22 protein-coding genes are annotated in these 23,521 nt (G+C 45.3%); 8 read left to right on the plus strand and 14 right to left on the minus strand.

What is annotated here, in order from left to right; all coding sequences use genetic code 11:
• Window positions 1-130 precede the first annotated feature (130 nt).
• A complete protein-coding gene (locus tag LN893_RS00205) occupies window positions 131-964 on the minus strand; it encodes a hypothetical protein (protein ID WP_229967076.1) in 834 nt (277 codons plus the stop codon).
• A 103-nt stretch (window positions 965-1,067) separates the two neighbouring features.
• Between LN893_RS00205 and LN893_RS00210 the strand changes: the two genes are divergently transcribed.
• Together LN893_RS00210 and chrA are read left to right on the plus strand one after the other, a co-directional pair.
• Window positions 1,068-2,051, plus strand: a complete 984-nt coding sequence (locus LN893_RS00210; protein WP_229967078.1) for an isopenicillin N synthase family dioxygenase — start codon at window positions 1,068-1,070, stop codon at window positions 2,049-2,051.
• A 73-nt stretch (window positions 2,052-2,124) separates the two neighbouring features.
• A complete protein-coding gene (gene chrA, locus LN893_RS00215) occupies window positions 2,125-3,297 on the plus strand; it encodes a chromate efflux transporter (protein WP_229967080.1) in 1,173 nt (390 codons plus the stop codon).
• 75 nt (window positions 3,298-3,372) lie between these two features.
• Here chrA and LN893_RS00220 read toward each other — a convergent pair whose 3' ends face one another.
• From LN893_RS00220 to prmC, 7 genes are all read right to left on the minus strand, one after another.
• The gene (locus LN893_RS00220; RefSeq protein WP_229967082.1) at window positions 3,373-4,194 is read right to left on the minus strand and encodes a hypothetical protein; all 822 of its coding nucleotides are present in this window, start codon (window positions 4,192-4,194) and stop codon (window positions 3,373-3,375) included.
• 63 nt (window positions 4,195-4,257) lie between these two features.
• On the minus strand, window positions 4,258-4,941 hold the full coding sequence (locus LN893_RS00225; protein WP_229967085.1) for a CPBP family intramembrane glutamic endopeptidase: 684 nt from the start codon (window positions 4,939-4,941) through the stop codon (window positions 4,258-4,260).
• Window positions 4,942-5,015: 74 nt separating this feature from the next.
• Window positions 5,016-5,996, minus strand: coding sequence for an alpha/beta hydrolase (locus LN893_RS00230; RefSeq protein ID WP_229967087.1), 981 nt, complete (start codon window positions 5,994-5,996; stop codon window positions 5,016-5,018).
• A gap of 124 nt (window positions 5,997-6,120) precedes the next feature.
• Window positions 6,121-6,981, minus strand: coding sequence for a glucose-1-phosphate thymidylyltransferase RfbA (gene rfbA / locus LN893_RS00235; protein WP_229967090.1), 861 nt, complete (start codon window positions 6,979-6,981; stop codon window positions 6,121-6,123).
• A 103-nt stretch (window positions 6,982-7,084) separates the two neighbouring features.
• Entirely contained in the window at window positions 7,085-8,134 is a 1,050-nt protein-coding gene (gene rfbB, locus LN893_RS00240) for a dTDP-glucose 4,6-dehydratase (protein ID WP_229967092.1), read from the minus strand.
• A gap of 3 nt (window positions 8,135-8,137) precedes the next feature.
• The gene (gene galE, locus LN893_RS00245) at window positions 8,138-9,169 is read right to left on the minus strand and encodes a UDP-glucose 4-epimerase GalE (protein ID WP_229967094.1); all 1,032 of its coding nucleotides are present in this window, start codon (window positions 9,167-9,169) and stop codon (window positions 8,138-8,140) included.
• Between the two features lie 136 nt (window positions 9,170-9,305).
• On the minus strand, window positions 9,306-10,160 hold the full coding sequence (prmC, locus tag LN893_RS00250; RefSeq protein ID WP_229967096.1) for a peptide chain release factor N(5)-glutamine methyltransferase: 855 nt from the start codon (window positions 10,158-10,160) through the stop codon (window positions 9,306-9,308).
• Between the two features lie 175 nt (window positions 10,161-10,335).
• On the opposite strand from prmC, the gene ribD reads away from it, so the two are divergent.
• The 3 genes from ribD (at window position 10,336) to LN893_RS00265 (ending at window position 12,714) form a co-directional block, all read left to right on the plus strand.
• Window positions 10,336-11,352 (plus strand): bifunctional diaminohydroxyphosphoribosylaminopyrimidine deaminase/5-amino-6-(5-phosphoribosylamino)uracil reductase RibD, encoded by a 1,017-nt coding sequence (ribD, locus tag LN893_RS00255; protein ID WP_229967098.1) that lies wholly within the window; start codon window positions 10,336-10,338, stop codon window positions 11,350-11,352.
• A gap of 255 nt (window positions 11,353-11,607) precedes the next feature.
• On the plus strand, window positions 11,608-12,090 hold the full coding sequence (locus LN893_RS00260) for a free L-methionine (R)-S-oxide reductase MsrC (protein WP_229967100.1): 483 nt from the start codon (window positions 11,608-11,610) through the stop codon (window positions 12,088-12,090).
• A 189-nt stretch (window positions 12,091-12,279) separates the two neighbouring features.
• Window positions 12,280-12,714, plus strand: coding sequence for a hypothetical protein (locus tag LN893_RS00265; protein WP_229967102.1), 435 nt, complete (start codon window positions 12,280-12,282; stop codon window positions 12,712-12,714).
• A gap of 162 nt (window positions 12,715-12,876) precedes the next feature.
• On the opposite strand, the gene LN893_RS00270 is transcribed toward LN893_RS00265, so the two are convergent.
• From LN893_RS00270 to LN893_RS00285, 4 genes are all read right to left on the minus strand, one after another.
• Window positions 12,877-13,560, minus strand: coding sequence for a phosphatidylserine decarboxylase family protein (locus LN893_RS00270; protein ID WP_229967104.1), 684 nt, complete (start codon window positions 13,558-13,560; stop codon window positions 12,877-12,879).
• A 120-nt stretch (window positions 13,561-13,680) separates the two neighbouring features.
• Window positions 13,681-14,955 carry a Glu/Leu/Phe/Val family dehydrogenase gene (locus LN893_RS00275; RefSeq protein WP_229967524.1) on the minus strand — a complete coding sequence of 425 codons (1,275 nt, stop codon included), beginning with the start codon at window positions 14,953-14,955 and terminating at the stop codon, window positions 13,681-13,683.
• A gap of 108 nt (window positions 14,956-15,063) precedes the next feature.
• The gene (locus LN893_RS00280; RefSeq protein WP_229967106.1) at window positions 15,064-15,891 is read right to left on the minus strand and encodes a phosphatidate cytidylyltransferase; all 828 of its coding nucleotides are present in this window, start codon (window positions 15,889-15,891) and stop codon (window positions 15,064-15,066) included.
• Window positions 15,892-15,941: 50 nt separating this feature from the next.
• Window positions 15,942-16,919 (minus strand): CPBP family intramembrane glutamic endopeptidase, encoded by a 978-nt coding sequence (locus LN893_RS00285; protein WP_229967108.1) that lies wholly within the window; start codon window positions 16,917-16,919, stop codon window positions 15,942-15,944.
• Window positions 16,920-16,971: 52 nt separating this feature from the next.
• Between LN893_RS00285 and dusB the strand changes: the two genes are divergently transcribed.
• The 3 genes from dusB to LN893_RS00300 all read left to right on the plus strand — a co-directional run bounded on the left by dusB (window position 16,972) and on the right by LN893_RS00300 (window position 21,203).
• Entirely contained in the window at window positions 16,972-17,955 is a 984-nt protein-coding gene (gene dusB, locus LN893_RS00290; RefSeq protein WP_229967110.1) for a tRNA dihydrouridine synthase DusB, read from the plus strand.
• A gap of 243 nt (window positions 17,956-18,198) precedes the next feature.
• Entirely contained in the window at window positions 18,199-19,053 is an 855-nt protein-coding gene (locus tag LN893_RS00295) for a DMT family transporter (RefSeq protein WP_229967112.1), read from the plus strand.
• A gap of 179 nt (window positions 19,054-19,232) precedes the next feature.
• A complete protein-coding gene (locus tag LN893_RS00300) occupies window positions 19,233-21,203 on the plus strand; it encodes a Na+/H+ antiporter NhaC family protein (protein ID WP_229967114.1) in 1,971 nt (656 codons plus the stop codon).
• Window positions 21,204-21,245: 42 nt separating this feature from the next.
• On the opposite strand, the gene LN893_RS00305 is transcribed toward LN893_RS00300, so the two are convergent.
• Window positions 21,246-22,181 (minus strand): GNAT family N-acetyltransferase, encoded by a 936-nt coding sequence (locus LN893_RS00305; protein WP_229967116.1) that lies wholly within the window; start codon window positions 22,179-22,181, stop codon window positions 21,246-21,248.
• A gap of 101 nt (window positions 22,182-22,282) precedes the next feature.
• A complete protein-coding gene (locus LN893_RS00310; RefSeq protein ID WP_229967118.1) occupies window positions 22,283-23,458 on the minus strand; it encodes a sensor histidine kinase in 1,176 nt (391 codons plus the stop codon).
• Window positions 23,459-23,521: the final 63 nt, after the last annotated feature.

Here is a 23,521-nt window from a genome sequence, read left to right on the forward strand (position 1 = left end):
TCAGCCAAACGGAAGCAGGTAAAAGCAATCTGGTGTCACATCAGTCCTTAATACAAAGCACTAAAAGCACACAGGCCAGCTACTTTATGGGTAGCTGGCCTGTGTGCTTTATAATTGAGGGGTAGTCTTTCTACTGGCTAAGCGTGAAGGTACGGGTAACGCTGTTATATGGCCCTGGAATCAGGGTGCCATTGTTGTCTACCAGCTCCAGCTTTATTGTGTTCTCGCCCATTGGTAGGCCCTCCATTACGTAAGGCAACCAGCGGTCTAGCATAAACTCGGTTCCGTTTATAGTGGCACGCACTTTATTTCCGTCTGGTGCCAAGTCAGTGTTTACCAAGTAAAAGTCCAGCATCACCTGCTCTGTGTCTGGTCCGGTATACTCTCCTTTCGGGCGGCTATAGAACATATGTGGCGCATTCGTATCAAAACCCATACGCTCCTGCGGACGTCCCACAGTTACAACACGTAAATCGTAAGCGCCTTGGTGCTTCAGGCTTTCGTGGTAAGATCTTGAAAGGAAAGAAAGTATCACGTGGTCACCTTCCTCTAACTCCTTTGTAAATTCAGTTTCGTAATGCGCCGTGTATGGCTCATTGTCCACTATATTATGGATATGCTGCCCTTGATGTGAATTGGCCATGTGCTCTGCATTAGAGTGCGGCGTCATGCGGGTAAGCTGGTAATTCGATAAGTCATAGTCAAACTGAACAGGCCCTGGCTCCACCACGCCACCCGCAGCTGGTGTATTTAGGCGCAGCTGCGACTCTGGATATTTCTGAGAATCATCGAAGGCAAAAAGGCGTAGACCATCTTTAGACATAACAGCACCTACAGGAGTAGGCCCTGCCACCGTCGATCCGGAAGAAACCTGAGATTCGGGATCTTGAGTTTGGCGGGCAGTATCGCAGGCAGTAAAGCCGAGCGTTAATGCCGATGCGAATAACAAATATGTTTTTTTCATCTTTCTGTGGTTTGGTTATGCGAAGTAGCTAATTTAGCGATTTTAATTTTTTGTATATTGCGGACTACGTTACAAAAACGAAAAAGTATACAGGATTTACTATATGAGCGAAATTTTGTTTGATGAAGTGCCTTCTCTAGATCTAGCTGATTTTACGTCGGGAGATGCTGAAAAGAGAGCACAATTTGTAAAGAAATTAGGTGATGCCTACCAGAACATCGGTTTTATAGCTTTGCGCAACCACGGCCTAAGCGATGACCTGACCGAAAGACTATATGCTGCTACAAAAAAGTTTTTTGCCTTGCCAGACGAGGTAAAGCAGAAGTACGAAGTGCCTGAACTGGCAGGCCAGCGCGGCTATGTTGGCAAAGGAAGAGAAAAAGCAAAAGGCTTTAACACAGGCGACTTAAAAGAGTTTTACCATGTGGGCCAGGAACTGAGCGACATACCAGACTCAGATCCGATTAAAGCAGAATACCCAGCCAACATTTGGCCAGCAGAAGCACCAGAGCTGGAAGAGGTTACGCTGGAAGCTTACCGTAAACTAGAGGCAGCAGGCAAGCAGGTATTAAAAGCCATTGCCATACACCTGGAGTTGCCTGAGGACTATTTCGACGAGAAAGTAAAATATGGCAACAGCATTCTGCGCCCTATCCACTACTTCCCGATCGAGGATCCGGATAGCGTGCCTGCCGATGCTGTACGTGCCGCAGAGCATGGCGACATTAACCTGATTACGCTACTCATGGGAGCCAGTGCCGACGGCCTGCAAGTGCTTCGCCGCGATGGCAAATGGATTCCGATTACAGCCTTGCCAGAGCAAGTGATAGTAAACGTAGGCGATATGCTGGCGCGTTTAACAAACAACAAGCTGAAGTCTACGATTCACCGTGTGGTGAACCCACCGCGTGAGCTGATGCACACTTCGCGTTACTCTATTCCGTTCTTTATGCACCCACGCTCCGAAATGGACCTGACTTGCCTGGAGAGCTGCATAAGCGAGCAGGACCCGAAGGCTTACCCAAATGCTACTGCTGGGGAGTATCTGAATGAACGACTAATCGAATTAGGCTTGAAAAAGGCTTAATTATCAACAGTATAAGCGAATAAAAAAGAGAGATAGCAAAAAGCTGTCTCTCTTTTTTTATTTTTATGCCATCATGAAGGCGTTGCGCTACTATATCTTTCTGAAAGACGTGCTGCTATTAGCTCTTACTGCTTTTGGTGGCCCGCAGGCGCACATTGCCATGATGTTTAAGCTACTGGTGCAAAAGCGACGCTATGTAACCGAACAGGAGCTAATTGAGCTGAATGCGCTTTGCCAGATTCTGCCAGGCCCCACTTCTACCCAAACTATTACTGCCATTGGCTTCAAGATTGGAGGCCCTAATCTGGCTTACCTCACGCTAATCGTGTGGCTTTTACCTGCTGCTATTATTATGACGACGGCAGCATTGCTTATCTCTTACCTGCAGGACCAGAACATCTCACTCGATTTTCTGAAGTTTTTACAACCTATAGCCGTTGGTTTTGTCGCCTTTGCAGCTTACATGATCGGCCTAAAAGTAATCTATACCAAAACGGCCACCTTTCTGATGGTGGTATCGGCAATAGTTTCTTACTTCTTTAATTCGCCGTGGGTATTTCCTGGTCTCTTGCTAGCGGGAGGCGCTGTTACGGCACTTCGGTTTAAGCAGCACCCACTTTATGAAAACAAGAAGTTAACGATTGAGTGGGCGAACTTTCTGCTCTTTGTTGGGGTGCTTCTGACGGCTGCCGTTATAGGTAGGGCTACCCATAGCTTACCCGTCAGGCTTTTCGAGAACTTTTACCGCAACGGCAGCTTGGTGTTTGGCGGAGGGCAGGTGCTTATCCCGCTCATGTATACCGAGTTCGTCGATTTTAAAGGATATTTATCAGGAGAAGAGTTTCTCTCAGGTTACGCTGTCGTGCAGGCACTGCCTGGTCCCGTATTCTCCTTTTGCTCCTACATCGGCACGCTTTCTATGCGCAACTACGGCATAGGTGGTCAGCTGATAGGTTCTTTGGTGGCTACGGTAGGTATATTTTTGCCAGGCACCTTCCTCATCTTCTTCGTGATCAGGTTTTGGGATGAACTGAAAAAGTATAGAGTAGTGCGTGCCTCTTTGGAAGGTATAAGCGCTGTAAGTGCAGGCATGGTGGCAGCAGCAGCCATCTTGCTTTACCGCCCCATCGAAAACACACCCTTAAACTTCGGCATCATCGTAGCCACTATTTGCCTGCTCCTGTTCACCCGCATTCCTGCACCTGTTATTATACTTACGGGTTTGATGTTGGGGTTTGTGTTATAAGGAAAGTCAAATTTCTTTTGAGTTGTGTCGCGCAGCCGAGGTCTGGTGCGTAGCGGTTGCACTGGGTTAAGAGGCTTAATTTTTATATTCTTTGGTGTGAACTACTTGTACTACAGCTTTCCCATTATGATACAATATCTCCTTGGTTTGAAAGCCAGCAGAGTCATAGGTAGAGGTAGTTCTTGAATTTGGCGCTTTGGCTACACCTAAGGGAGTGGCAATTTTGTAATTAGTTTTCGTTTGTTTTTCAACCAGTTTGCCGAAGTCATCATAGAGGAAATACTCGTTCTCATAAGTATCCCTGCGGGTCTTTCTAAGTTCTAATAATCTACCTGTCGTGTCGTAGTTATAAACTCCTTTCCAGAGTAAGCCATTGTTCTCTTTTACAAGCAGAGAGTCCTTTTTATTCCCGACATAGGTATAGTAGTTCCACGTCTTAATAGTGTCGCCTTGGGGTTCAATCCTTTCAGCTATTTTCTCCTTTACCAGCCTGTTCTCACTGTCGTAAAAGTAAATCTGCTCAAAGCTAACTGTATCTATGTTAACCAGAGTGTCACTTGTTGTATAAGCGCCTACATGGTTACCTAAATAGTCGTAGATAAGAATGTTCCTTACCCCCATGACTTGCTGGCAACCTCTTCCCCAAACCTTCTCTAGCAGCTTACCCCTCTCATCATAGATGTACCTGATGCAATCGCCCTCCCTACCAATCTCACGAAGGAGTCTGTCGGATGAGTCATAGTATTTTACTGATTTTAAGTTTTCAGGATTATCGGAATTGCTGTGATAGCTTCTCACTACAAATTTAGAGTCAAAGCTTTCCTCTTGCTTTCTCTCCCGACCTTGGCAAGCAACTAATAAGAGTAGTAGCGTTAATATGTAGATTGGTTTCGTCATTGTTATAACCTCCCCCAATAGCTGATCGAAGAAGCTTTTTAATATTTTTTGGGTGTAGATTTTTTATTTCACAAGTATGTAGTAGATAAAACTGCCAAAAGCATTAACAATATTATGAGCAATAATACAAGGAACTATAGAGCCTGCTTTTGCCCTTAACCATGCCAAGGCTATTGCTGCAATTGAGGTAGATGCGAAGATTAAAACTGCCTCTATTCCAGATGCTTGAAGAATATGCAGAATGCCAAAAGGCAAGGCTTGTAAAAATATTAATACCCAAATCCTTTTGCTTGATAGTTTATGCTGTTTTGCATAATATAACATAAACCCGAAGACCAATCCTCTTAACCCTATTTCTTCACCTAATCCAGGCATGGTCGCTTCATACACATAATATTCCAAGCTTCCCAGTTCGGCAGGTGCATTTCCAATCATTCTCGCAATAACAGAAACAGTTATGACGAATAATGCTGTGAGCATAGACATCATGAGCCATTTACCTTTTTTTGGAATTGACAATCCTATTAGCTCTTTAGGCTTTTTGAAAAAGCTTGCAAAAATTAAGGCAACTATAATACTTGTTATCTGTTGTCCCCATCCCATTTCAAGCTCTAGTCCTAATGCTTTCTGAATGACTGAACCTGCTACAATTGAAGCAAAATAGACTACAAATGAGATGATTGCCCAAAGAATTGGTTTTCTTCTTAATGTGGTTAATGATCTTACACCTTGCCAACTTGTATTCATTTTACCATTCTATATTTTCAATATCACCGCACCAAACGGTTTTGCTATGGTGCGTTTATGCACTATAGCTTTGGTTAGCGGTTGTTATTTTTGATAAATTCTGCGAAGTCATCGAATAATTCCGACCAATGGTCTTTTGATTCTCCATTAGGCAAGGTTTCGACATAGCTATGGTTGCTATTAGGATATACCTTGTAAGTGAGGTTGTTCTTTTGTAGTCGAACAAACTCAGATTTGATATAATCAGAGGCTTCGATAGGTACGGCTTCATCATCACTCCCTATTGTTAGGAATATCGGAATCTTTAATTTTAAAAGATTTTCTATTGGTGGTTTATTGATTGCATAGTGCCATTGGTAGGTATTTCCACGAAAAATATCGGTAACTGAATTAGGCTTTTTAAAAACGCGATCCATTCCTGTAAAGTAACTGTCAATTTGGGCTTGCGCCTCTGCAGCGCTTATTTCCCCTTTATGCATTTTCCGCCTTATGAATAAAACATCGTTGAACATTTGTGGAGCTCCGTTTCCTGATGCAAAGCACAGATGGGTTACTTTTTTATTTATGAATGCCAGTCGTGCAGCCACATCGCTACCTTCCGAATGTCCCATCACAGCAACGACTGTAGCTTTTGGATAAATTTTGTTCGTGACATAGTTCAATACTTTGTTAGCTACATCAGCCCTGTCAAGCACATTGTTTCTTTCTATGAATTTAGCACTGGTCGTAAAATGGTCTGTGTTTGCATAATAAGGAACCCCTACTTTCTGGATATAGACAAAAGCATACTCCTTTGGCATACGTTTCATTTCTGACTTAGGGAAATTATTAAAACAGCATTCCACATTGTCTGTACTGCTAATCATGGGGGCTGGCTTAGAACCTTGAAGAAACAGGAATACCTTTGTTTTTTCTATGTTCTCTGGATTATAAATATAAAAGTTGGCAGTATCCCCTTTGTCAATAATGAAATATTCTTTAAGCCCTTGTTGATTAAGTTTCTGCCCATGCAATAGATATGGAAGGAGTAACAAAAACAGTAATACTTTTTTCATTTTTTATCTGTATTAATAACCGCTAACTTCCAGCTAAACGTCACTATCACGTATAGCATACCAAATATAGCAACAAAAAAGGCCACTCAAATTGAGCAGCCTCTTCATTATAATTTCGAAATTCTTACTTCAACACACTTAGCAGATAATCGCCGTAGCCGCTTTTGCGCAGGGGCTCTGCTATGCGTTGCAGTTGCTCTGCGTTGATAAAGCCCATGCGGTAGGCTACTTCCTCTATGGCACCTATCTTTAGCCCCTGGCGCTCTTCTACTACCTGCACAAAGGTGGCAGCCTGCATCAGCGACTGTATCGTGCCCGTGTCGAGCCAGGCGGTGCCGCGGTCTAGTATACCCACCTTCAGCTTGCCCTGGCGTAGGTACTCCTTATTTACATCCGTGATCTCGTACTCGCCCCTGGCGCTTGGCTCCAGGTTCTTGGCTATCTCCACCACGTCATTGTCGTAGAAGTACAGGCCTGGCACAGCAAAGTTAGATTTCGGCTGCTTCGGCTTCTCTTCTATTGATATGGCCACGTTGTTCTCATCGAACTCCACCACGCCGTAGCGCTCTGGGTCGTGCACATGGTAGGCGTACACCACGCCGCCGTCAGGGTCGTTGTTGGCCTGCAGCAGCTTGCTCATACCTGAGCCATAAAAGATGTTGTCGCCCAGCACGAGTGCTACTTTATCATCGCCTATAAAGTCTGCCCCTAGCACAAAAGCCTGCGCCAAACCATTTGGCTCCTCCTGCACTACATAGCTGAAGTTGCAACCGATGCGGCTGCCGTCGCCCAGCAGGCGCTCAAACATGGGCAAATCGTGCGGCGTGGAGATGATCAGGATGTCGCGGATACCTGCCAGCATAAGTGTGGACAGCGGGTAGTAAATCATCGGCTTATCGTACACGGGCATTAGCTGCTTACTTACAGCCAATGTGAGTGGGTGAAGCCTTGTGCCAGATCCTCCAGCTAGTATTATTCCTTTCATCTATTCGTTGTTCGTTACCTGTTGCTCGTTTCCGCCCCTGCTACCTTCCCTGCACAACAATTCCTAATTTTGATTTCTAATTCTTAACTGCCGCTTTTGCGGCCTAGCGGTTCTCGTACTGCTGCTCGTAGTAGGATTTATAGTTGCCAGAGGTTACGTTCTCCAACCACTCCTCATTCTCGAGGTACCAATCTACGGTTTTGCTCAGGCCTTGCTCAAAGGTTACCGACGGCTTCCAGCCCAGCTCCTCCATCAGTTTAGATGAGTCGATGGCGTAGCGCATGTCGTGGCCAGCGCGGTCTTTGACAAACGTGATAAGCTTGCGCGATTGCCCAGCGGGACGACCAAGCTTTTCGTCCATCACATCGCAAAGCAACTCGATCAGGTCAATATTCTTCCACTCGTTAATGCCCCCGATGTTGTAGGTTTCACCAACTTGTCCCCGATGGAAGATATCATCAATGGCACGGGCGTGATCTAGCACGTATAGCCAGTCGCGGATGTTCTCGCCTTTGCCATAAACTGGCACAGAGCGCTCGTTTTTGATGTTATAAATAGCCAGCGGAATCAGCTTCTCAGGGAAATGGTTCGGGCCATAGTTGTTCGAGCAATTCGACACTTTTACAGGCAAGCCATACGTGTGGTAGTAGGCACGCACAAAATGATCTGAGCTTGCTTTGGAGGCAGAGTACGGCGAACGCGGATCGTAGGCAGTCTCTTCTGTAAAGAAACCTTCCGCACCCAGCGAACCATATACTTCATCGGTAGAGATATGGTAGAATACGTGGTTCTGCATATCGTCCTTCCAAAGCTTACGTGCCGCATTCAGCAGGTTTACTGTACCAATTACGTTGGTGTTTACAAAAGAAAGCGGATCTGTGATAGAGCGGTCCACATGCGACTCAGCAGCCAGGTGTATAACCGAATCAAACTGGTAATTCGTGAAAATATCCTCCAGATATGCCGCATCCACTATGTCACCTTTCAGGAAAGTATAGTTTTCCTTGTTCTCTATATCAGAAAGGTTAGCCAAGTTGCCTGCGTAGGTAAGTTTATCAAGGTTGAAGATCTGGTAAGATGGGTATTTGTTTACAAATAGCCTTACCACGTGGGAACCGATAAAGCCAGCCCCGCCTGTAATCAGAATTTTCATGTATTATACTTTAGCAGTTGATTCTTTCAAAGATACTTGCCAGTCCCAAGCGCTCTTCATAGCTTCTTCCAGGGTGCTGGTTGTTTTAAAACCGAGAGCCTCCGTAGCCTTGGCCACATCAGCATAAATTTTAGGCACATCGCCCGCACGACGCGGTCCGATTTTATAATTAAGCTTAACGCCCGTAGCGCTTTCAAAAGCCTTTACAGCCTCTAGTACAGTAGTTCCGTTGCCAGTGCCAATATTAAAGAACTCCAGGCTCTCTCCTTTTTCTTCCAGCAGCCTTTCAACAGCTACCACGTGCGCCTTCGCCAGGTCTACTACATGCACATAATCACGAATGTTGGTGCCGTCTGGCGTATCGTAATCGTTTCCGAATATTGTTAACTGCTCACGCATGCCAATGGCCGTCTGGGTAATAAAAGGCACCAGGTTGCTTGGCACGCCTAGCGGCAACTCTCCTATTTTAGCAGAAGGATGTGCTCCAATCGGGTTAAAGTAACGCAGCGCGATACTCTTTAGGGTGCTACCGCTGGCAGCTACATCTGTCAGAATTTCCTCGCATATCTTTTTGGTGTTACCGTAAGGAGAATTTGCTTTCTGCACAGGCGTTTCCTCTGTTACAGGCAGCGATTCTGGCACGCCATAAACTGTACAGGACGAAGAGAACACAAGCTTATTAACCTTAAACTCTTCCATTACCTGCAGCAGCGCCACTAAAGAACCAACGTTGTTGTGGTAGTACTTCAGCGGGTTCTCTACAGATTCTCCAACTGCTTTGTTTGCTGCAAAATGTATAACACCAACAATGTCTTGCTCCTTTTCGAATACTTCGCGCAATGCTTTGCTGTCGGTACAATCTACGCGATGGCAGGTAACGTTACGGCCAACTATAGCTGCAATACCCTCCAGGGCACTCTCTTCTGAGTTAGAAAAATTATCTACGATGATAGGCTCATAGCCTGCCTCTACTAGTTCTACTACTGTATGAGAGCCTATGTAGCCCGCACCTCCTGTTACTAAAATTTTCTTCATTATAGTTTTACCTTATTACTTTACTGCCCCAGCTATCTACTAAAATAACTATATTTTGTTGCACTAATATTAAAAAAAGAGTAGATATTCAATATTATTTTTATGTTAGCAACATAACTAAAATTCTGCAGCCATGCTACAAAACTGCTCTTACAATCCGATCCTTGCCGAACAGGTCTTTTACCACTTCGGCCTGCGCAAATCCTTTTTCCAGGAGTAAATCTTTTGTTTCTGTACCATAGCGTTCGTTTATCTCAAAGTATAATTTACCGCCTTTCCGCAGAAGCCCTGTGCCCAAATCAGCTATTCTTATATAATATTTTAGTGGGTCTATATCTGGAACAAATAAAGCCAGGTGAGGCTCGTATTCCAGTACGTTCGGTCGCATCTGCTGCTTTTCCTCCTCCAGCACATAAGGCGGATTACTGGTGATCACATCCAGGGAATTTGACTCTATTCTTTGCACAGGTGCAAACACATCCTGCTGCAGCCACTCCACAGGCAAATTATACTTAGCGGCATTGGCCTTTGCTATTTCTATTGCTCCTTCAGATATTTCAAGACCATAAACTTTACTGGCAGGCAAGTTAGCAGCCAACGCCAACGGTATACAGCCGCTGCCCGCACAGATGTCTAGTATCCGCAGGTGCTGCTGCCCTTTATGCTCTTTCAAAATCAGGTCCACCAGTTCTTCGGTTTCTGGCCTCGGAATCAGCACACGTTCATCTACCTGCAACTCCAGCCCATAAAAGTGCGCCACGCCCAACACATACTGCACAGGCTCCTGTTTCTGCAACCTATGCACAGCCGCAGCAATTTTTGCTTCCTGGTCCGTGCTTACCGCCTCCTGCTTTCCCAAACTCAACTGCAGCCGCGATTTTTGCAGCACATGCTCCAGCACCAGCTGTGCCACCGCACCAGCCTCTGGCTCAGGGTAAACACCTGCTATGCTTTGCCTTATCTGCTCTTGTACCTCCTGAACTGTAGCCACAACTATACTTTGTTTTGTTTTAGGTATCTTTGCAAAAGTAACTCATTTTGAGTTCTGAGTCACGAATTACGAGTTCTGAGTTAAGTATAGTTTTATCTTAACCATACAGGCGCGCTCAAATTAACTCGGAACTCGAAACTCATAATTCGGAACTGAATTGATAGACAAAAATTACATGCGGCGTGCGCTAGAGCTGGCAAAGCTTGGCAATGGTTATACCTCTCCTAACCCAATGGTTGGCTGCGTGGTGGTGCACCAGGGGCAGATTATTGGTGAAGGCTGGCACAAACAGTACGGCGGGCCGCATGCAGAGGTAAATGCCATTGCTGCGGTTGAAGATAAAAGCCTGCTACCCAAAAGCCGTGTGTATGTAACGCTGGAACCCTGCTCGCACTATGGCAAAACACCACCCTGCGTCGATCTACTGATAGACAGTGGCGTGAAAGATGTGGTGATTTGCAACACCGATTCAAACCCACTAGTAGCTGGTCGCGGCATAAAAAAGCTGTTAGATACGGGTGCAAAGGTGAGGATAGGCGTGCTGGAGGAGGAAGGACTAGAGCTGAACAAGCGCTTTTTTACGTTTCTTAGCCAAAAGCGCCCTTTTTTAGTTTTGAAGTGGGCCGAAACTGCCGATGGTTTTATAGCAGGTCCTGATTATCAGCCTGTCCAGATCAGTAGTTTGCTGGCAAGGCGGCTGGTGCACAAATGGCGATCAGAAGAACAGGCCATTATGGTGGCAACCCGTACGGCGCTACACGATAACCCTCGATTAGATGTTCGTTTCTGGAGCGGCAAAAGCCCGTTACGTATTGTGATAGACCGGAACCTGACGCTGCCTGAGCACCTGCACTTATTTGATAAAAGTCAGCCAACCATCGTTTACAGTTACAAAAAGCAGGAGCAGGCACATGAGAATTTGCAGTTTGTACAGCTTCAGGCCGAAGAGCCTTTTCTGCCTCAGCTAATGCAAGACCTGCACCAGCGCAATGTATTATCTGTGATGGTAGAAGGCGGCACTTTTTTGCTGGAAAGCCTCCTGCAAGAGGGACTTTGGGACGAGGCTTTGATACTTAAAAGCCTCAGCAAAACATTAAGTACAGGCATAAAAGCACCAGCTATGAACTATGGCAAACTGCACGAAACGCAAACCATAGGTAGTGATAATTTGTTTTATTACCGCAAGCAGTAGGTGCTGGTTTCTGAAGATTCAACAGCTCGAAAGCACTTTCGCAGTTTGTAGTTTGATACTCGTATTAAAGAGGCCGTTGTTGTGTGTTTTCACCAACAACCAAACAGTAAAAAATGACAGCAAGGACAAAGGCATTAATTTTGCAGAGAACCTTATGCCCACGTCAGCACTTAAATAATATTAGCATATTAACACATTACCCATTTAGCACATTACATTCAACTATTCATAATTCAGTCATTCAATATTAACCACATGGCAGAATCACTTATCGTAGACCAAGACCTCAGCAAAGAGGAGAAATATAAAGCGCTGCTTCCGCAGATAGAAGCCTTAGTAACAGGCGAAACAGACCTGATTGCCAACATCTCTAATTTAGTAGCCGCCCTTAAACAAGGCTTCGGCTTTTTTTGGGTAGGCGTATACTTCAATAAAGAGGGGCAGCTGGTGCTAGGGCCATTTCAGGGGCCAATTGCCTGTACGCGTATACCTTACCACAAAGGCGTTTGCGGTGCCTGCTACACGCGCCAGGAAACCATACTTGTGCCTGATGTAGAAGCATTCCCTGGACATATTGCCTGCAGCAGCGACTCTAAATCAGAAATTGTAGTGCCTGTAATAAAAGACGGAGAGGTAAAACTCGTTCTGGATGTAGACAGCGACAAACTCAACGATTTTGACGAAGTAGACCAGCAGTACCTGGAGCAGCTGATGCAGTTGGTGGCCAGTTGGTATTAAGAGCCTTCGCTTTGCAGACGTTCGCAGTGCGCGCAGCTCCTGCCAGCGTCTGCACCAATAGCCGTTGCTTCGCTCATAGGTTTGAAAGACACAAAAGGTCTGCCTTAGCCACTGTCGTCTCTGGGATGGATAAATTTTTGTTCCCTTATTTCCTTGTACACTAACTATACTTGAGTTTGACTCAACCCAATGATGAAAAAGAGCTTCTATACCCTTATCCTTTTTTCTACTACTGCACTATTAACCTTCTCCTGCTCTAAGTCGGTAGAAGTTACGTCTGTAGATGTGCCTGTCGGTACAGAATTCAGCATTTGCCTGGATGCCCCCGAAGACACTGCCCAGACAGCCAAATTCTTTTACTCTATTTCATTTAAAACCAAAACCAACTTCAGGTATACCACAGAAGGCGCTTTATCACCAACTACTGTTACTGCTGAAAATTGCTATCGACAGAACAAAATGCAGTATAATGAAATAGCTTATTCTCCTGAAACAATGGAGGCCATTCGGAATATAAGCAATCAGAATATCGATACGCTTGTTGTCACGATCTATAACGACCCACTGTTGGAGCCAAAAAGCTATGTTGCTGAAAAAATCTTCACCTCCGAGGATCTACAGTAACAGTTATTCGTTGATTGTTTTTGGTTAATCGCTGATAGGCACTTACGTCTTACTTCGTGTAACACTAGCAGATGCTCGTAGATTCTATAAAACAAAGGCCGCTGATATAGCTATATCAGCGGCCTTTGTTTTATGAGTATGGTAATCTTTTATTTGAATCTCCTATCCAAACAGCGTAGGTGTTGCTGTTTTAAGTTGTGCGATAACGGTTTGGCCACCTTTTGTTTTCTGGCCTAGCTGCACTTTCACTTCGGTATCTAAAGGCACAAAAACGTCTACTCTAGATCCGAACTTAATAAAGCCGAACTCCTCGCCCTGGCTTACTTCGTCGCCTTCGCTTACATACCAAACTATTCGGCGAGCCATAGCGCCAGCAATCTGGCGGAACAGCACTTCGGGGCCAGCAGTAGATTCTACTACTACCGTGGTACGCTCGTTCTGCGTGCTAGACTTAGGGTGCCACGCTACAAAATAATTTCCTGGGTGGTACTTGAAATACTTTACAATACCAGAAATAGGGTTACGCGTTACGTGCACGTTTATCGGCGACATGAAAATCGAGATCTGCTTACGCTTATCCTTAAAGTACTCTGGCTCCTCAATTTCTTCTATCACCACCACTTTACCATCGGCTGGCGCTATCAGCAAATCTTCGTGCAGCAGTATGTTACGGTATGGGCTACGGAAAAACTGTAGAATAAGCAGGAAGAGAACAACAGAAACAGCTGAGAAAATTCTGTTAAAGGTATTGTTGTCTGCATTAAAGTTGTAGAGCAGTAAATTCAAAACTACTAAAATCAACAACGTAAAAAATAAAATTCTTCTTCCTTCCTTATGAATTTTCATCAGTAATAACTTTTGCCGCAGGCATTTATAAAACTTATAACAGCCCATCCAGTTTCGTAGATGGGCTGTTATCATTCAAAATTATAGAAACTTTCGATTATTCTTATAAAAATATTTTAATTAGAAACCACCACGGTACTTATACGTCATGGCTACCTTGTCTATCGCCACTATATAAGCTGCTATGCGCATAGGCACATTATACTTTTTAGAGGCTGCATATACACGCTCAAACGACTCCTTCATAATACGCTCCGCACGCTCATTTACGCGGTTCAGCGTCCATTTGAAGCCCATACGATTCTGCACCCACTCAAAGTAAGACACTGTTACACCACCCGAGTTTGCCAGGATATCCGGCACTACCATTATGCCTTTTTCGTTGATGATGTTGTCTGCTTTATACGATGTAGGCCCGTTAGCTCCTTCTACAATCAGCTTTGCCTTGATTTTATCTACGTTCTTAATCGTGATAACATCTTCTACAGCAGCAGGCACCAGCACATCCACATTCATTGTCAGCAACTCGTCTGGATTTATTTTCTCGGCCTCTTTATAACCTTCCAAACGTCCGTTGTGGTCATTTTTGTACGCGATGGCTTCTTCTATATTAATGCCGTTGTCGTTCCAGTAAGCACCGCTTACATCGCTGATACCCAAAATTTTCACACCGCGCTCTGCCATTAGCTTAGCAGCCCAGGCACCCACGTTACCAAAGCCCTGCACCACAGCAGTAGATTGCGCTGGGTTCATTTTAAGCTTGGCCATAGCCGCCATAGCCGATACCATAACGCCACGGCCGGTAGCTTCTACACGACCTAAAGAGCCACCCAATACTAGAGGCTTACCCGTTACCACACCATGTACTGTAGAGCCTTTCAGTTTTGAGTATTCGTCCATCAGCCAGGCCATTTCGCGCGGACCTGTACCCATATCTGGTGCAGGAATATCCTGATCGGGACCAAAGATATCTATCAGCGAAGAAGTATAGGCTCTTGTTAAACGCTCTATCTCGCCAGACGACATAGAATACGGATCGCAGACAATACCGCCTTTGGCTCCACCGTAAGGGATGTCTACTACGGCGCACTTCCAGGTCATCCAGGCGGCAAGGGCTTTCACCTCGTCCAGAAACACATCGGGGGCATAACGGATACCGCCTTTCGATGGCCCAAGAATGTTAGAGTGAATAACACGGAAGCCTTCAAACACACGCACTTTACCGTCGTCCATTGTTACAGGCACATTTACGATTACCTGGCGGGTTGGAGACTTTAGCACGTTATAAGTTTCATCATCAAGTCCAAGCACTTCAGCAGCAATATTGAAGCGCGACATCATCGATTCGAACGGGTTTTCCCGATCTTTAATCGGCGCTGGTTCTTTGTACAGCATCATGTAAGCAAATTTTAATCGTGATTAATAGTTAAATATGTAGGTAGTTTAGCAGGGCTAATTTATGTAATTTAAACTGACAACTTTCTAGTTTCAGTTTAAACAAAATCAGATCACTTTCAGGAAAGCAACTATGAACGGAATGACCATGAGCAGGCTATCGAAGCGGTCGAGGATGCCGCCGTGGCCTGGCAGTAAAGTACCAGAGTCTTTCACACCCAAACTGCGTTTCAGCAGCGACTCCACCAGATCGCCCAGCACTCCGAAAATGGCCACAATCAATCCAATCCCAATCCATTGGTAAAGCACCAGATCTGTAAAGAACAATGCCAGCACATAAGCTACCAACAAAGTAACAACAGTACCGCCAGCCCATCCTTCCCAAGTTTTGCCTGGAGAAATCCGCTCAAATAATTTATGTTTCCCAAAAGATTTGCCGAAAATGTAAGCACCTGTATCGGCAGCCCATATCAGGAACAAAACGCCCAAGATAGGCTGCCAACTGTATGCGCCCCGCAAGTAACCTAGCAAATGCAGCAACCCGAATGGCCCTGCCACATATACTACGCCTAATAAGGTAAATGAGATATTCGTAAACGGTTGAGGCTTCTTGCGGTACATCTCCAGTATCAGCGAAAGGAAAAGCACAGGCAGCGAAAGGTATAGCAGCGTAGCTGGAATCAGCTCCTTTATCACCAGAAAGACGGAAACAAAAAGAAGCCCGCTCAATACTAACCCTAAGGTTCTGTTTGGCTTTATACCTTGTGTGGCTACCAGCCTATAAAACTCGGCCACCCCCAGCAGCGTGAGTGCCAGAAAAAGTAGGAAATAGGTCCATTCGCTAAACCAGATGCCTCCTATAAATACGGCTCCACCCAATACTCCTACTATTATTCGCTGACTTAGATTGCTGAGGGTAGATATTTTGTTGCTCATGAAAAGATGCTAAAGCGGCCTGGGCAGGCGAAATGGTATCGGTTTATAGTTTATATTTTGTCCTGATCATCTCCTCGATCAGGTTCTGCATCGTCTATACTCTCCTGCCGTACTGGCAAGGCAGAAAAACGCTGGTAAAGGTAGTAAATAACTGCAGCACTTAACACCAGCGATACAAGCACACTATACCATGGCATAGGCTCTGTGCTCTCCACATCAACGTCTATTCTGCCAGTTTGCTGCAGGTAAAGTAGAAATACAGTAAAGCCGTTGTTCACGAAGTGTGCCACCATCGGTACAATTATTCTGCCCGACCAGAAGTATAGGTATCCGAATAAGGCGCCTAGTATAACGCGTGGCACAAATCCGAAGAACTGCACATGTATGGCACTAAACACAATAGCTGCCAGCCAGATGGCCACATGCTGGTTATCGACCCAACGGTACAATTGCCGCTGCACCACGCCTCTAAACACCAGCTCTTCGCCAATGGCTGGAATAACCGCTATAACCAACAAGCCTAAAAACAACCTGGTCTCTGTGCCGAAGTTCGCGATCAGTTTTGTTAGTTCTGCCAATTCTTCCTCTTTTGCACGGGTCCATTGTTCGAAACCACGCATAAAATCTGGGAAGTCGAAATTTACATTCCAGTCTATGATTACAGAGTTTACGGGCATAATGAGTATAATCAGCAGGCCGCTTAGCAGCACGAGCCCCAGCATAGGCGCTACCTTCCAGCTTAAATGTGGTCCTATTTTGTGCCCCATGCCCTTAATGAGGTAAAGCGGGGCAATCACAAAAGAAATAAACTGTACCACCCCCTGAAACATCAGCATAGCATCAGGGCCTTGCGGATGCGTGGCGGGGTCTAGCATAACGCCTGTCATGTCCATAAAGCCGATGCCAAAGACAGGCTCTACAAGTAAAGCAAATATAAAAGTGGCCACAAAATAGCCACCCAGCATAAAGGCTAGCAATAACAGCAGCACCCAAACAGGGTGTGTATCTTTAGAGATGAAACCTTTCATAGGTGAGTTTAGGTTTTATTGACGTAAATTTACGCGAAAAATAGATTTTGTTTTGGTAAAGATAGCGAACATAGAATTGGGTGAATTTCCGTTGTTGCTGGCACCGATGGAGGACGTAAGCGATCCGCCGTTCCGAAAGGTGTGTAAGGCCAATGGCGCAGATTTAATGTATACCGAGTTTATTTCCTCTGAAGGTTTGATACGTGATGCAGCCAAAAGTGTGCAAAAACTCGATATTTTCGACTACGAACGCCCTATAGGCATACAGATTTTCGGCTCTGACATAGACTCCATGCGGGAAGCTGCCATTGTATCTGCACAGGCTGGCCCCGACCTGATTGACATTAACTATGGCTGCCCTGTTAAAAACGTAGCCTGCAAGGGAGCGGGAGCGGCACTGCTGCGCGACATACCTAAGATGGTGAAGATGACGGAGGAGATTGTAAAATCGACAAACCTGCCCGTTACTGTTAAAACCCGCCTCGGTTGGGACGAAAACACCAAAAATATAGTGGAAACTGCCGAGCGCTTGCAGGATATAGGTATACAGGCGCTAAGTATACACGGCCGCACACGTGTGCAGATGTACAAAGGCGAAGCCGACTGGACGTTGATTTCCGAGGTAAAGAATAACCCTCGCATGAAAATCCCGATTTTCGGAAACGGTGATATTGATACGCCGCAGAAGGCGCTAGAGTACCGCAACCGCTATGGCGTAGACGGCATCATGATCGGCCGTGCCTCTATCGGTTACCCGTGGATTTTCAATGAGATAAAGCACTACATGAAAACAGGCGAAATGCTGCCTGGCCCAACACTGGAAGAGCGTGTAGCCGTTTGTCGCCAGCATTTCACGCACTCGCTGGAGTGGAAAGGTGAAAAGCTAGGTATTTTTGAGATGCGCCGTCACTATACCAATTACTTCCGTGGTCTGTCGCACTTCAAGCCCCTGCGCATGCGCCTCGTGCAATCCGAAGACATTCAGGAAATCTACGATACACTGGAAGAAATTGCTCAGACGATGAGCTATGTTTAAAGTTAGAGAGTTTAGGGGTTAGAGGGTTAGAGAGTTGTGTGCCTGTAGCTAAGGGTTGAACTGTTGAATAGGAGTGACTTGAAAATTTTCACTCTTAAACACTTTAACTCCTAAACTCTCTAACTTTTTAAATTTCTACCTTTCTAACTTATAGCCACTCTCTAAATCTCTAATTCCTAAACCCTCTAACTTATCAAATCTCAAGTTTCTTCCGCTCCAGAAAAAACCGCTTCTTCGCCACTTGTGTGGCTACTGGTGGTGGTGCTTACTTTTATCTGGGGCACCTCGTTTATACTTATAAAAAAGGGCCTCACGGTTTTTTCTTCGGATGAGTTGGGTGCTTTGCGGATTATTATTGCCAGCGCATCGCTGCTGCCTTTTGCAATAAGGAACCTGCGCAAGGTGGAGCTGCACCGCTGGCGTTTTTTGTTTGCGAGTGGTTTACTGGGCAACCTATTCCCCGCCTTTCTGTTTGCCTATGCCGAAACGCGTTTGGCCAGTGGCTTGGCAGGTGTCCTTAATTCACTTACGGCTCTATTCACGCTGCTGATCGGAGCTGCTTTCTTTCACCAGCGCATTACGTGGCTGCGTATGATGGGCATTTTAGTAGGTATAGCGGGCACCGCCATGCTTATCTTTTCTGGTAACGGCCAAGCTGATCTTGATAATAAGTTCTATGGCTTATACATTGTAGTAGCTACCATTTGCTACGGCGGCAGTGCCAACATCATCAAGTATAAGTTGCAAGGTATAAACCCTGTGGTTATGTCGAGTTTGGCACTCCTGACGGTGGGGCCATTGGCTACTGCCTATCTTTTCACCACCGATGCTGTGGAGAAACTACAGCATGCCCCTCAGGCGTGGGAAGCGCTTGCTTACATTGCCACCCTTGCTATTTTCAGTACCGCTATTGGCCTGATCCTCCTCAACAAACTGATTCACGTTTCCACACCGTTATTTGCCAGCACCACAAATTACCTTATACCCATAGTGGCCCTCATGTGGGGCGTACTTGATGGCGAAACTATTCAACTGTGGCACTACCTCGGCATGGTCGTTATCCTGATAGGAGTGTTTATTGTGAATAGGGCGAAGTAGCGTGTTGTTAAGCATCTGCTGCTTTATAATTTGCACCTTATCCAAGGTCAACACTAGTCTCCTTCGTACCTATTTTAAAGACATAGCTTCTGCTAAAATCACCCCCACCAAAAGCAGATTTCTTATTTTAGGTTTTTTTTGCTTATTTAGGGGTTATCCTAATCTGACACGCTCCTTAAATGAAGCTTTACAAAACGCTATTAGTCTTTGTTACACTCCTGGTACTATCGCTACAAATACAAGCGCAGGACAATAAAGCAGCTATTGAAGAACTGAAACTACAGGTTGTAAACGATACAGCCTTCACCCTTCGCACCACAAACGAGGCTGGCAACCTGATAAAGTTTAGTGGTCCGCTTCCTACCCGCATTAACGGCACACAGCAAGAACTTGTGTTTGTAGATGGCGAAACGCAATTCTCAGTACCTGAACCTGCCAACCTGGTGCAGGTAAGCGCAAACCTTGGCACCCATACGCTTGCCCGCCTCTACCGCCTCGACGACGAAGCAGAACGAGGCCTGCAGGAGTTTCCTATGTGGTTGTCCATTTTGCCGCCGCTTATTGCCATTGTGTTAGCCCTTATTTTCAGAGAAGTATTACTGGCACTTTTCGCTGGTGTTTGGATAGGCGGCTTCGTAATTTATGGGTTATCTTTTAAATCTGTTTTTACAGGGTTATTGGCCGTAGGAGATACCTACCTGCTACACGCCCTCACAGATGCTGACCACGTATCTGTTATCATTTTTTCGATGCTTATAGGGGGCATGGTAGCTATCATTTCTAAAAACGGAGGCATGGCTGGGGTGGTGAACCTTCTTTCACGATACGCCCGATCCGCAAAGAGCTCGCAGGTAGTTACCTGGTTTTTAGGTGTCGCCATCTTCTTCGACGATTATGCCAACACCCTTATAGTGGGCAACACGATGCGCCCTGTAACAGATCAGTACCGCATCTCCCGAGAAAAACTAGCTTATCTTGTAGATAGCACGGCGGCTCCTGTTGCCGCTATTGCCTTTGTAACCACTTGGGTGGGTGCCGAGCTCGGCTATATCAAAGATGCTGCAAGCACACTAGGCATAGAAGAAGGCGCTTATTCCCTGTTCTTTCACTCGCTGGAATATGCTTATTACCCTATCCTTACCTTGATCTTTATGCTGATGCTGATTCTGATGAACCGTGACTATGGCCTGATGCACAAAGCAGAAGTGCGAGCCCGCACAACAGGAGCAGTAAGTGCCGTACGCTTAGATAGAAAAGGAGAGGAAAAGCAACAACAGGAAATGGCAGAGTTTGAGCCCGTTGACCCAAATCGCACTCGAGCCGTTAATGCCCTGTTGCCTGTGCTTACTGTTATACTCGGTACAGTAGTCGGCCTGCTTTACACAGGCTACAACGATGCCACCTGGGCCGATGCCAGCCTCGGCTTTTTCCGAAAGCTTTCCATTACCATTGGAGATTCAAACTCTTATGTAGCACTTATCTGGGCATCTCTGACAGGTGTTATCATTGCTGTTGTACTTACGGTCAGTCAGCGTATCATGAGCCTTACCGAAACCATGGAATCATTGGTGGCAGGTTTTAAAACCATGTTGCCAGCTATACTTATACTTGTGCTGGCATGGTCGCTTGCATCGGTTACACAGGAACTTTATACCGCAGAATACCTGACATCTTTATTCTCAGGCAACATTTCGCCTCAGTTTCTACCCGAAATCACGTTCTTCTTAGCGGCTATCATTGCTTTTTCTACAGGCTCTAGTTGGGGTACTATGGCTATTCTTTACCCGCTCATGTTGCCGGCAGCCTGGTATGTATGCCAGATGCAGGGCATGAGCTTAGAAGAAACTATGCCAATCATCTATAACGTCATCTCGGTTGTGCTGGCAGGGTCTGTTTTCGGCGACCACTGTTCTCCAATCTCCGATACGACAATCTTGAGCTCTCTGGCCTCAGGCTGCAATCACATAGACCATGTTAAAACGCAATTGCCTTATGCAGTTACAGTAGCCCTTGTGGCAAATATTGTATGCACCAACCTCGCTAGCTGGGGTGTGCATTGGTTATTAGTATACGCCATAGGTGCGGCTATTCTTTGGTGTATAATCAGGCTCTTAGGAAAGAAAAGTGAACTAGACACAACCTTAGCTTAAGCTATAAAGCAAGAGGGGCAGCTAATAGCTGCCCCTCTTGCTTTATAGCTTAAGCTCATAAAAGTCATGTACAATTGCCCTGGCTCCAAAACTCTCCTTGTTCTGTATCAGGTTCTTGTTCAGATAACGCCCCTGCTGCTCCGTAGAAATGCCAAAGCTAAAGTACTTCTTATGAGCGTACTCTCTTGTAAGTAAATGGTCTACTAGCACATCCAAAGCACCAACCTCTCGCCCCCTGGCGGTCGTACTGATATATTGGCAATGCGCTACCGTGGCAGCCTCATATACCACAATACCCGCTATTATTTCAGTAGCCTCACAAACGGTGTACAATTTAATGTTACTGGGAAAGAATGAAGCCAAGCTTGTAATCTCTTCTGCTGTATGGGTGGGCTGTGTATTGTATTTCTCCTGCAGCAGCTGTCGTTCCAGCTCCATAAAGCTGGCATAATTTTCACTTCTTCTAATATCCAGAGAAAAGCGTTGCGCTTGCTTTATCATTCTATTGCGCAGCATAGTATAAAGCAACTGGCTCTGCATATCGATTACAGAACTCACGTCTCTTCTGTAAAGTATGGCTTCGCTTCTAAAAAGAGCATAAAGATCTTCTTCCGCAGGAATTTGGTGGTAGATGGAAGGGATAACCTTATACTTTAGGCGCTGGAAACCAAGCTGCTTAAAGTACAGCCGCATCGCCTCGAAAACATCTAGCATGACAGCCGCAGTCATTTTTTCTCCACTGATTATACCGCCGTAGCTAAGCCCTCCGTGTGAATGAATCTCTTCACCAGTCTCATTTGAAGGCAAAAACCCTATCAGCTTGTCCTTTTTGTAAAACAGCAGCGAGTGGTCACGAAACCGATCAGCATGGTACTCCATATAGTCTCGACGAAACATAAAGGTGCCGTTCTTAGAGGCATCCACAAAGGCATCCCATGCAGCTTTATGTTCAGCACTATACTTTATTACTTCTACCATAATTCAGAAGAAATCTGACACAGGACTTTTAGACAAAGGAAAACAGAGACCATAACTGCTAAGCTTCGCTACAACTTCCCAACTTTCTAACTCTTTAACTTCTATCGGTTCAGCACAATACGAAATGTAGTACCTTTACCTATCTCAGACCATTTCACGAACAACTTACCATCGTGGTAATTATCGATAATGCGCTTAGCCAGGGCCAAACCTAATCCCCAGCCACGCTTTTTGGTGGTATAGCCAGGCAAGAATACTGAATCTAGCTTGCTCTTCGGAATACCTTTGCCAGTATCGGTAATATCTACGGCTATACTGGCTTTACCCAACAGCTCCATCTTTATCGTTATACTTCCTCTTCCTTCCATGGCATCCACAGCATTTTTGCAGATGTTCTCTATCACCCAATCAAATAGCGGAATATTTACTTTGGCCGTAATATCTGGCGAAAAAGTAGCGTAAACATTTAACTCAACTTTCTTTGATATGCGGTTCTGAAGATAATTGATAGCATTTTCAGTTACCTGCAGAACGTTCTCGTCGCGAAGCAGCGGCACAGAACCAATGTTAGAAAAGCGCTCTGTAATTACCTCCAGCCTACGAATGTCTTTCCCCAACTCCTCTATGATAGGCTCATGCTCAAACTTAGGGCTCGACTTTATATACTCGTACCAGGCCATAAGCGACGATAGCGGCGTACCTAGCTGATGTGCCGTTTCCTTTGCCAGCCCTACCCACACACGGTTTTGCTCGGCACGGCGAGAGTAGCTAAAGGCGAAGTAGGCCATTAGGGCAAAACAAGCAATTACAATTAGTTGCACGTAAGGGTAAAAACGCAACTGCGACAGCAAGGCCGAGTCTTTATAAAAAACATAATTAACGCTTCCCTCTGCCCAAGGTACCTCAATAGGAAGGTGTTGCGCCTTCATCTTTTTAATTTCGCGCTGTAATAGCTGATTTTTTCGCTTTTCTGAAATGTTTTCGGGCATACTGATGTTCTTAGAATCAAGTATGTTCTCGTGCTCATCAGTCAGAATAACAGGCACTGTGTTGTTAGCAGAAAGGATTTCTTCCTCTATAAACACAATATTATCGTCGCTGGGCGCATTAATCATGTAGCGAAGCCCTTTAGCATATAGCTGCACGAGTTCTTGCTCCCTTTGCGATAACTTGCTAACTAAAATGTTTGTATAGGTAATGGTTAAAGCACCAATAAACAGGGCGACAATAACTACGATCAGTTTTATCCTGTTCTTCTGAGAATAGATTGAAAGCATGCAGATTACACGAAAATTATTTGAATTTAGTATAAATTGATGAATTAAGGACAAGTATGGTTT

The organism is Pontibacter harenae, from assembly GCF_020907245.1.
GTDB lineage: Bacteria > Bacteroidota > Bacteroidia > Cytophagales > Hymenobacteraceae > Pontibacter > Pontibacter harenae.

What these genes read in the sequence shown, in the direction of transcription:
- LN893_RS00265 (WP_229967102.1), top strand. Translation starts at nt 12,280, where the DNA reads ATGATGAAAAAGAGCTTCTATACCCTTATCCTTTTTTCTACTACTGCA.
- galE (WP_229967094.1), bottom strand. Translation starts at nt 9,169, where the DNA reads ATGAAGAAAATTTTAGTAACAGGAGGTGCGGGCTACATAGGCTCTCAT.
- LN893_RS00210 (WP_229967078.1), top strand. Translation starts at nt 1,068, where the DNA reads ATGAGCGAAATTTTGTTTGATGAAGTGCCTTCTCTAGATCTAGCTGAT.
- LN893_RS00205 (WP_229967076.1), bottom strand. Translation starts at nt 964, where the DNA reads ATGAAAAAAACATATTTGTTATTCGCATCGGCATTAACGCTCGGCTTT.
- LN893_RS00285 (WP_229967108.1), bottom strand. Translation starts at nt 16,919, where the DNA reads ATGAAAGGTTTCATCTCTAAAGATACACACCCTGTTTGGGTGCTGCTG.
- LN893_RS00270 (WP_229967104.1), bottom strand. Translation starts at nt 13,560, where the DNA reads ATGAAAATTCATAAGGAAGGAAGAAGAATTTTATTTTTTACGTTGTTG.
- LN893_RS00230 (WP_229967087.1), bottom strand. Translation starts at nt 5,996, where the DNA reads ATGAAAAAAGTATTACTGTTTTTGTTACTCCTTCCATATCTATTGCAT.
- LN893_RS00225 (WP_229967085.1), bottom strand. Translation starts at nt 4,941, where the DNA reads ATGAATACAAGTTGGCAAGGTGTAAGATCATTAACCACATTAAGAAGA.
- LN893_RS00305 (WP_229967116.1), bottom strand. Translation starts at nt 22,181, where the DNA reads ATGGTAGAAGTAATAAAGTATAGTGCTGAACATAAAGCTGCATGGGAT.
- chrA (WP_229967080.1), top strand. Translation starts at nt 2,125, where the DNA reads ATGAAGGCGTTGCGCTACTATATCTTTCTGAAAGACGTGCTGCTATTA.
- LN893_RS00220 (WP_229967082.1), bottom strand. Translation starts at nt 4,194, where the DNA reads ATGACGAAACCAATCTACATATTAACGCTACTACTCTTATTAGTTGCT.
- LN893_RS00300 (WP_229967114.1), top strand. Translation starts at nt 19,233, where the DNA reads ATGAAGCTTTACAAAACGCTATTAGTCTTTGTTACACTCCTGGTACTA.
- LN893_RS00275 (WP_229967524.1), bottom strand. Translation starts at nt 14,955, where the DNA reads ATGCTGTACAAAGAACCAGCGCCGATTAAAGATCGGGAAAACCCGTTC.
- ribD (WP_229967098.1), top strand. Translation starts at nt 10,336, where the DNA reads ATGCGGCGTGCGCTAGAGCTGGCAAAGCTTGGCAATGGTTATACCTCT.
- rfbB (WP_229967092.1), bottom strand. Translation starts at nt 8,134, where the DNA reads ATGAAAATTCTGATTACAGGCGGGGCTGGCTTTATCGGTTCCCACGTG.
- rfbA (WP_229967090.1), bottom strand. Translation starts at nt 6,981, where the DNA reads ATGAAAGGAATAATACTAGCTGGAGGATCTGGCACAAGGCTTCACCCA.
- LN893_RS00310 (WP_229967118.1), bottom strand. Translation starts at nt 23,458, where the DNA reads ATGCTTTCAATCTATTCTCAGAAGAACAGGATAAAACTGATCGTAGTT.
- LN893_RS00280 (WP_229967106.1), bottom strand. Translation starts at nt 15,891, where the DNA reads ATGAGCAACAAAATATCTACCCTCAGCAATCTAAGTCAGCGAATAATA.
- LN893_RS00260 (WP_229967100.1), top strand. Translation starts at nt 11,608, where the DNA reads ATGGCAGAATCACTTATCGTAGACCAAGACCTCAGCAAAGAGGAGAAA.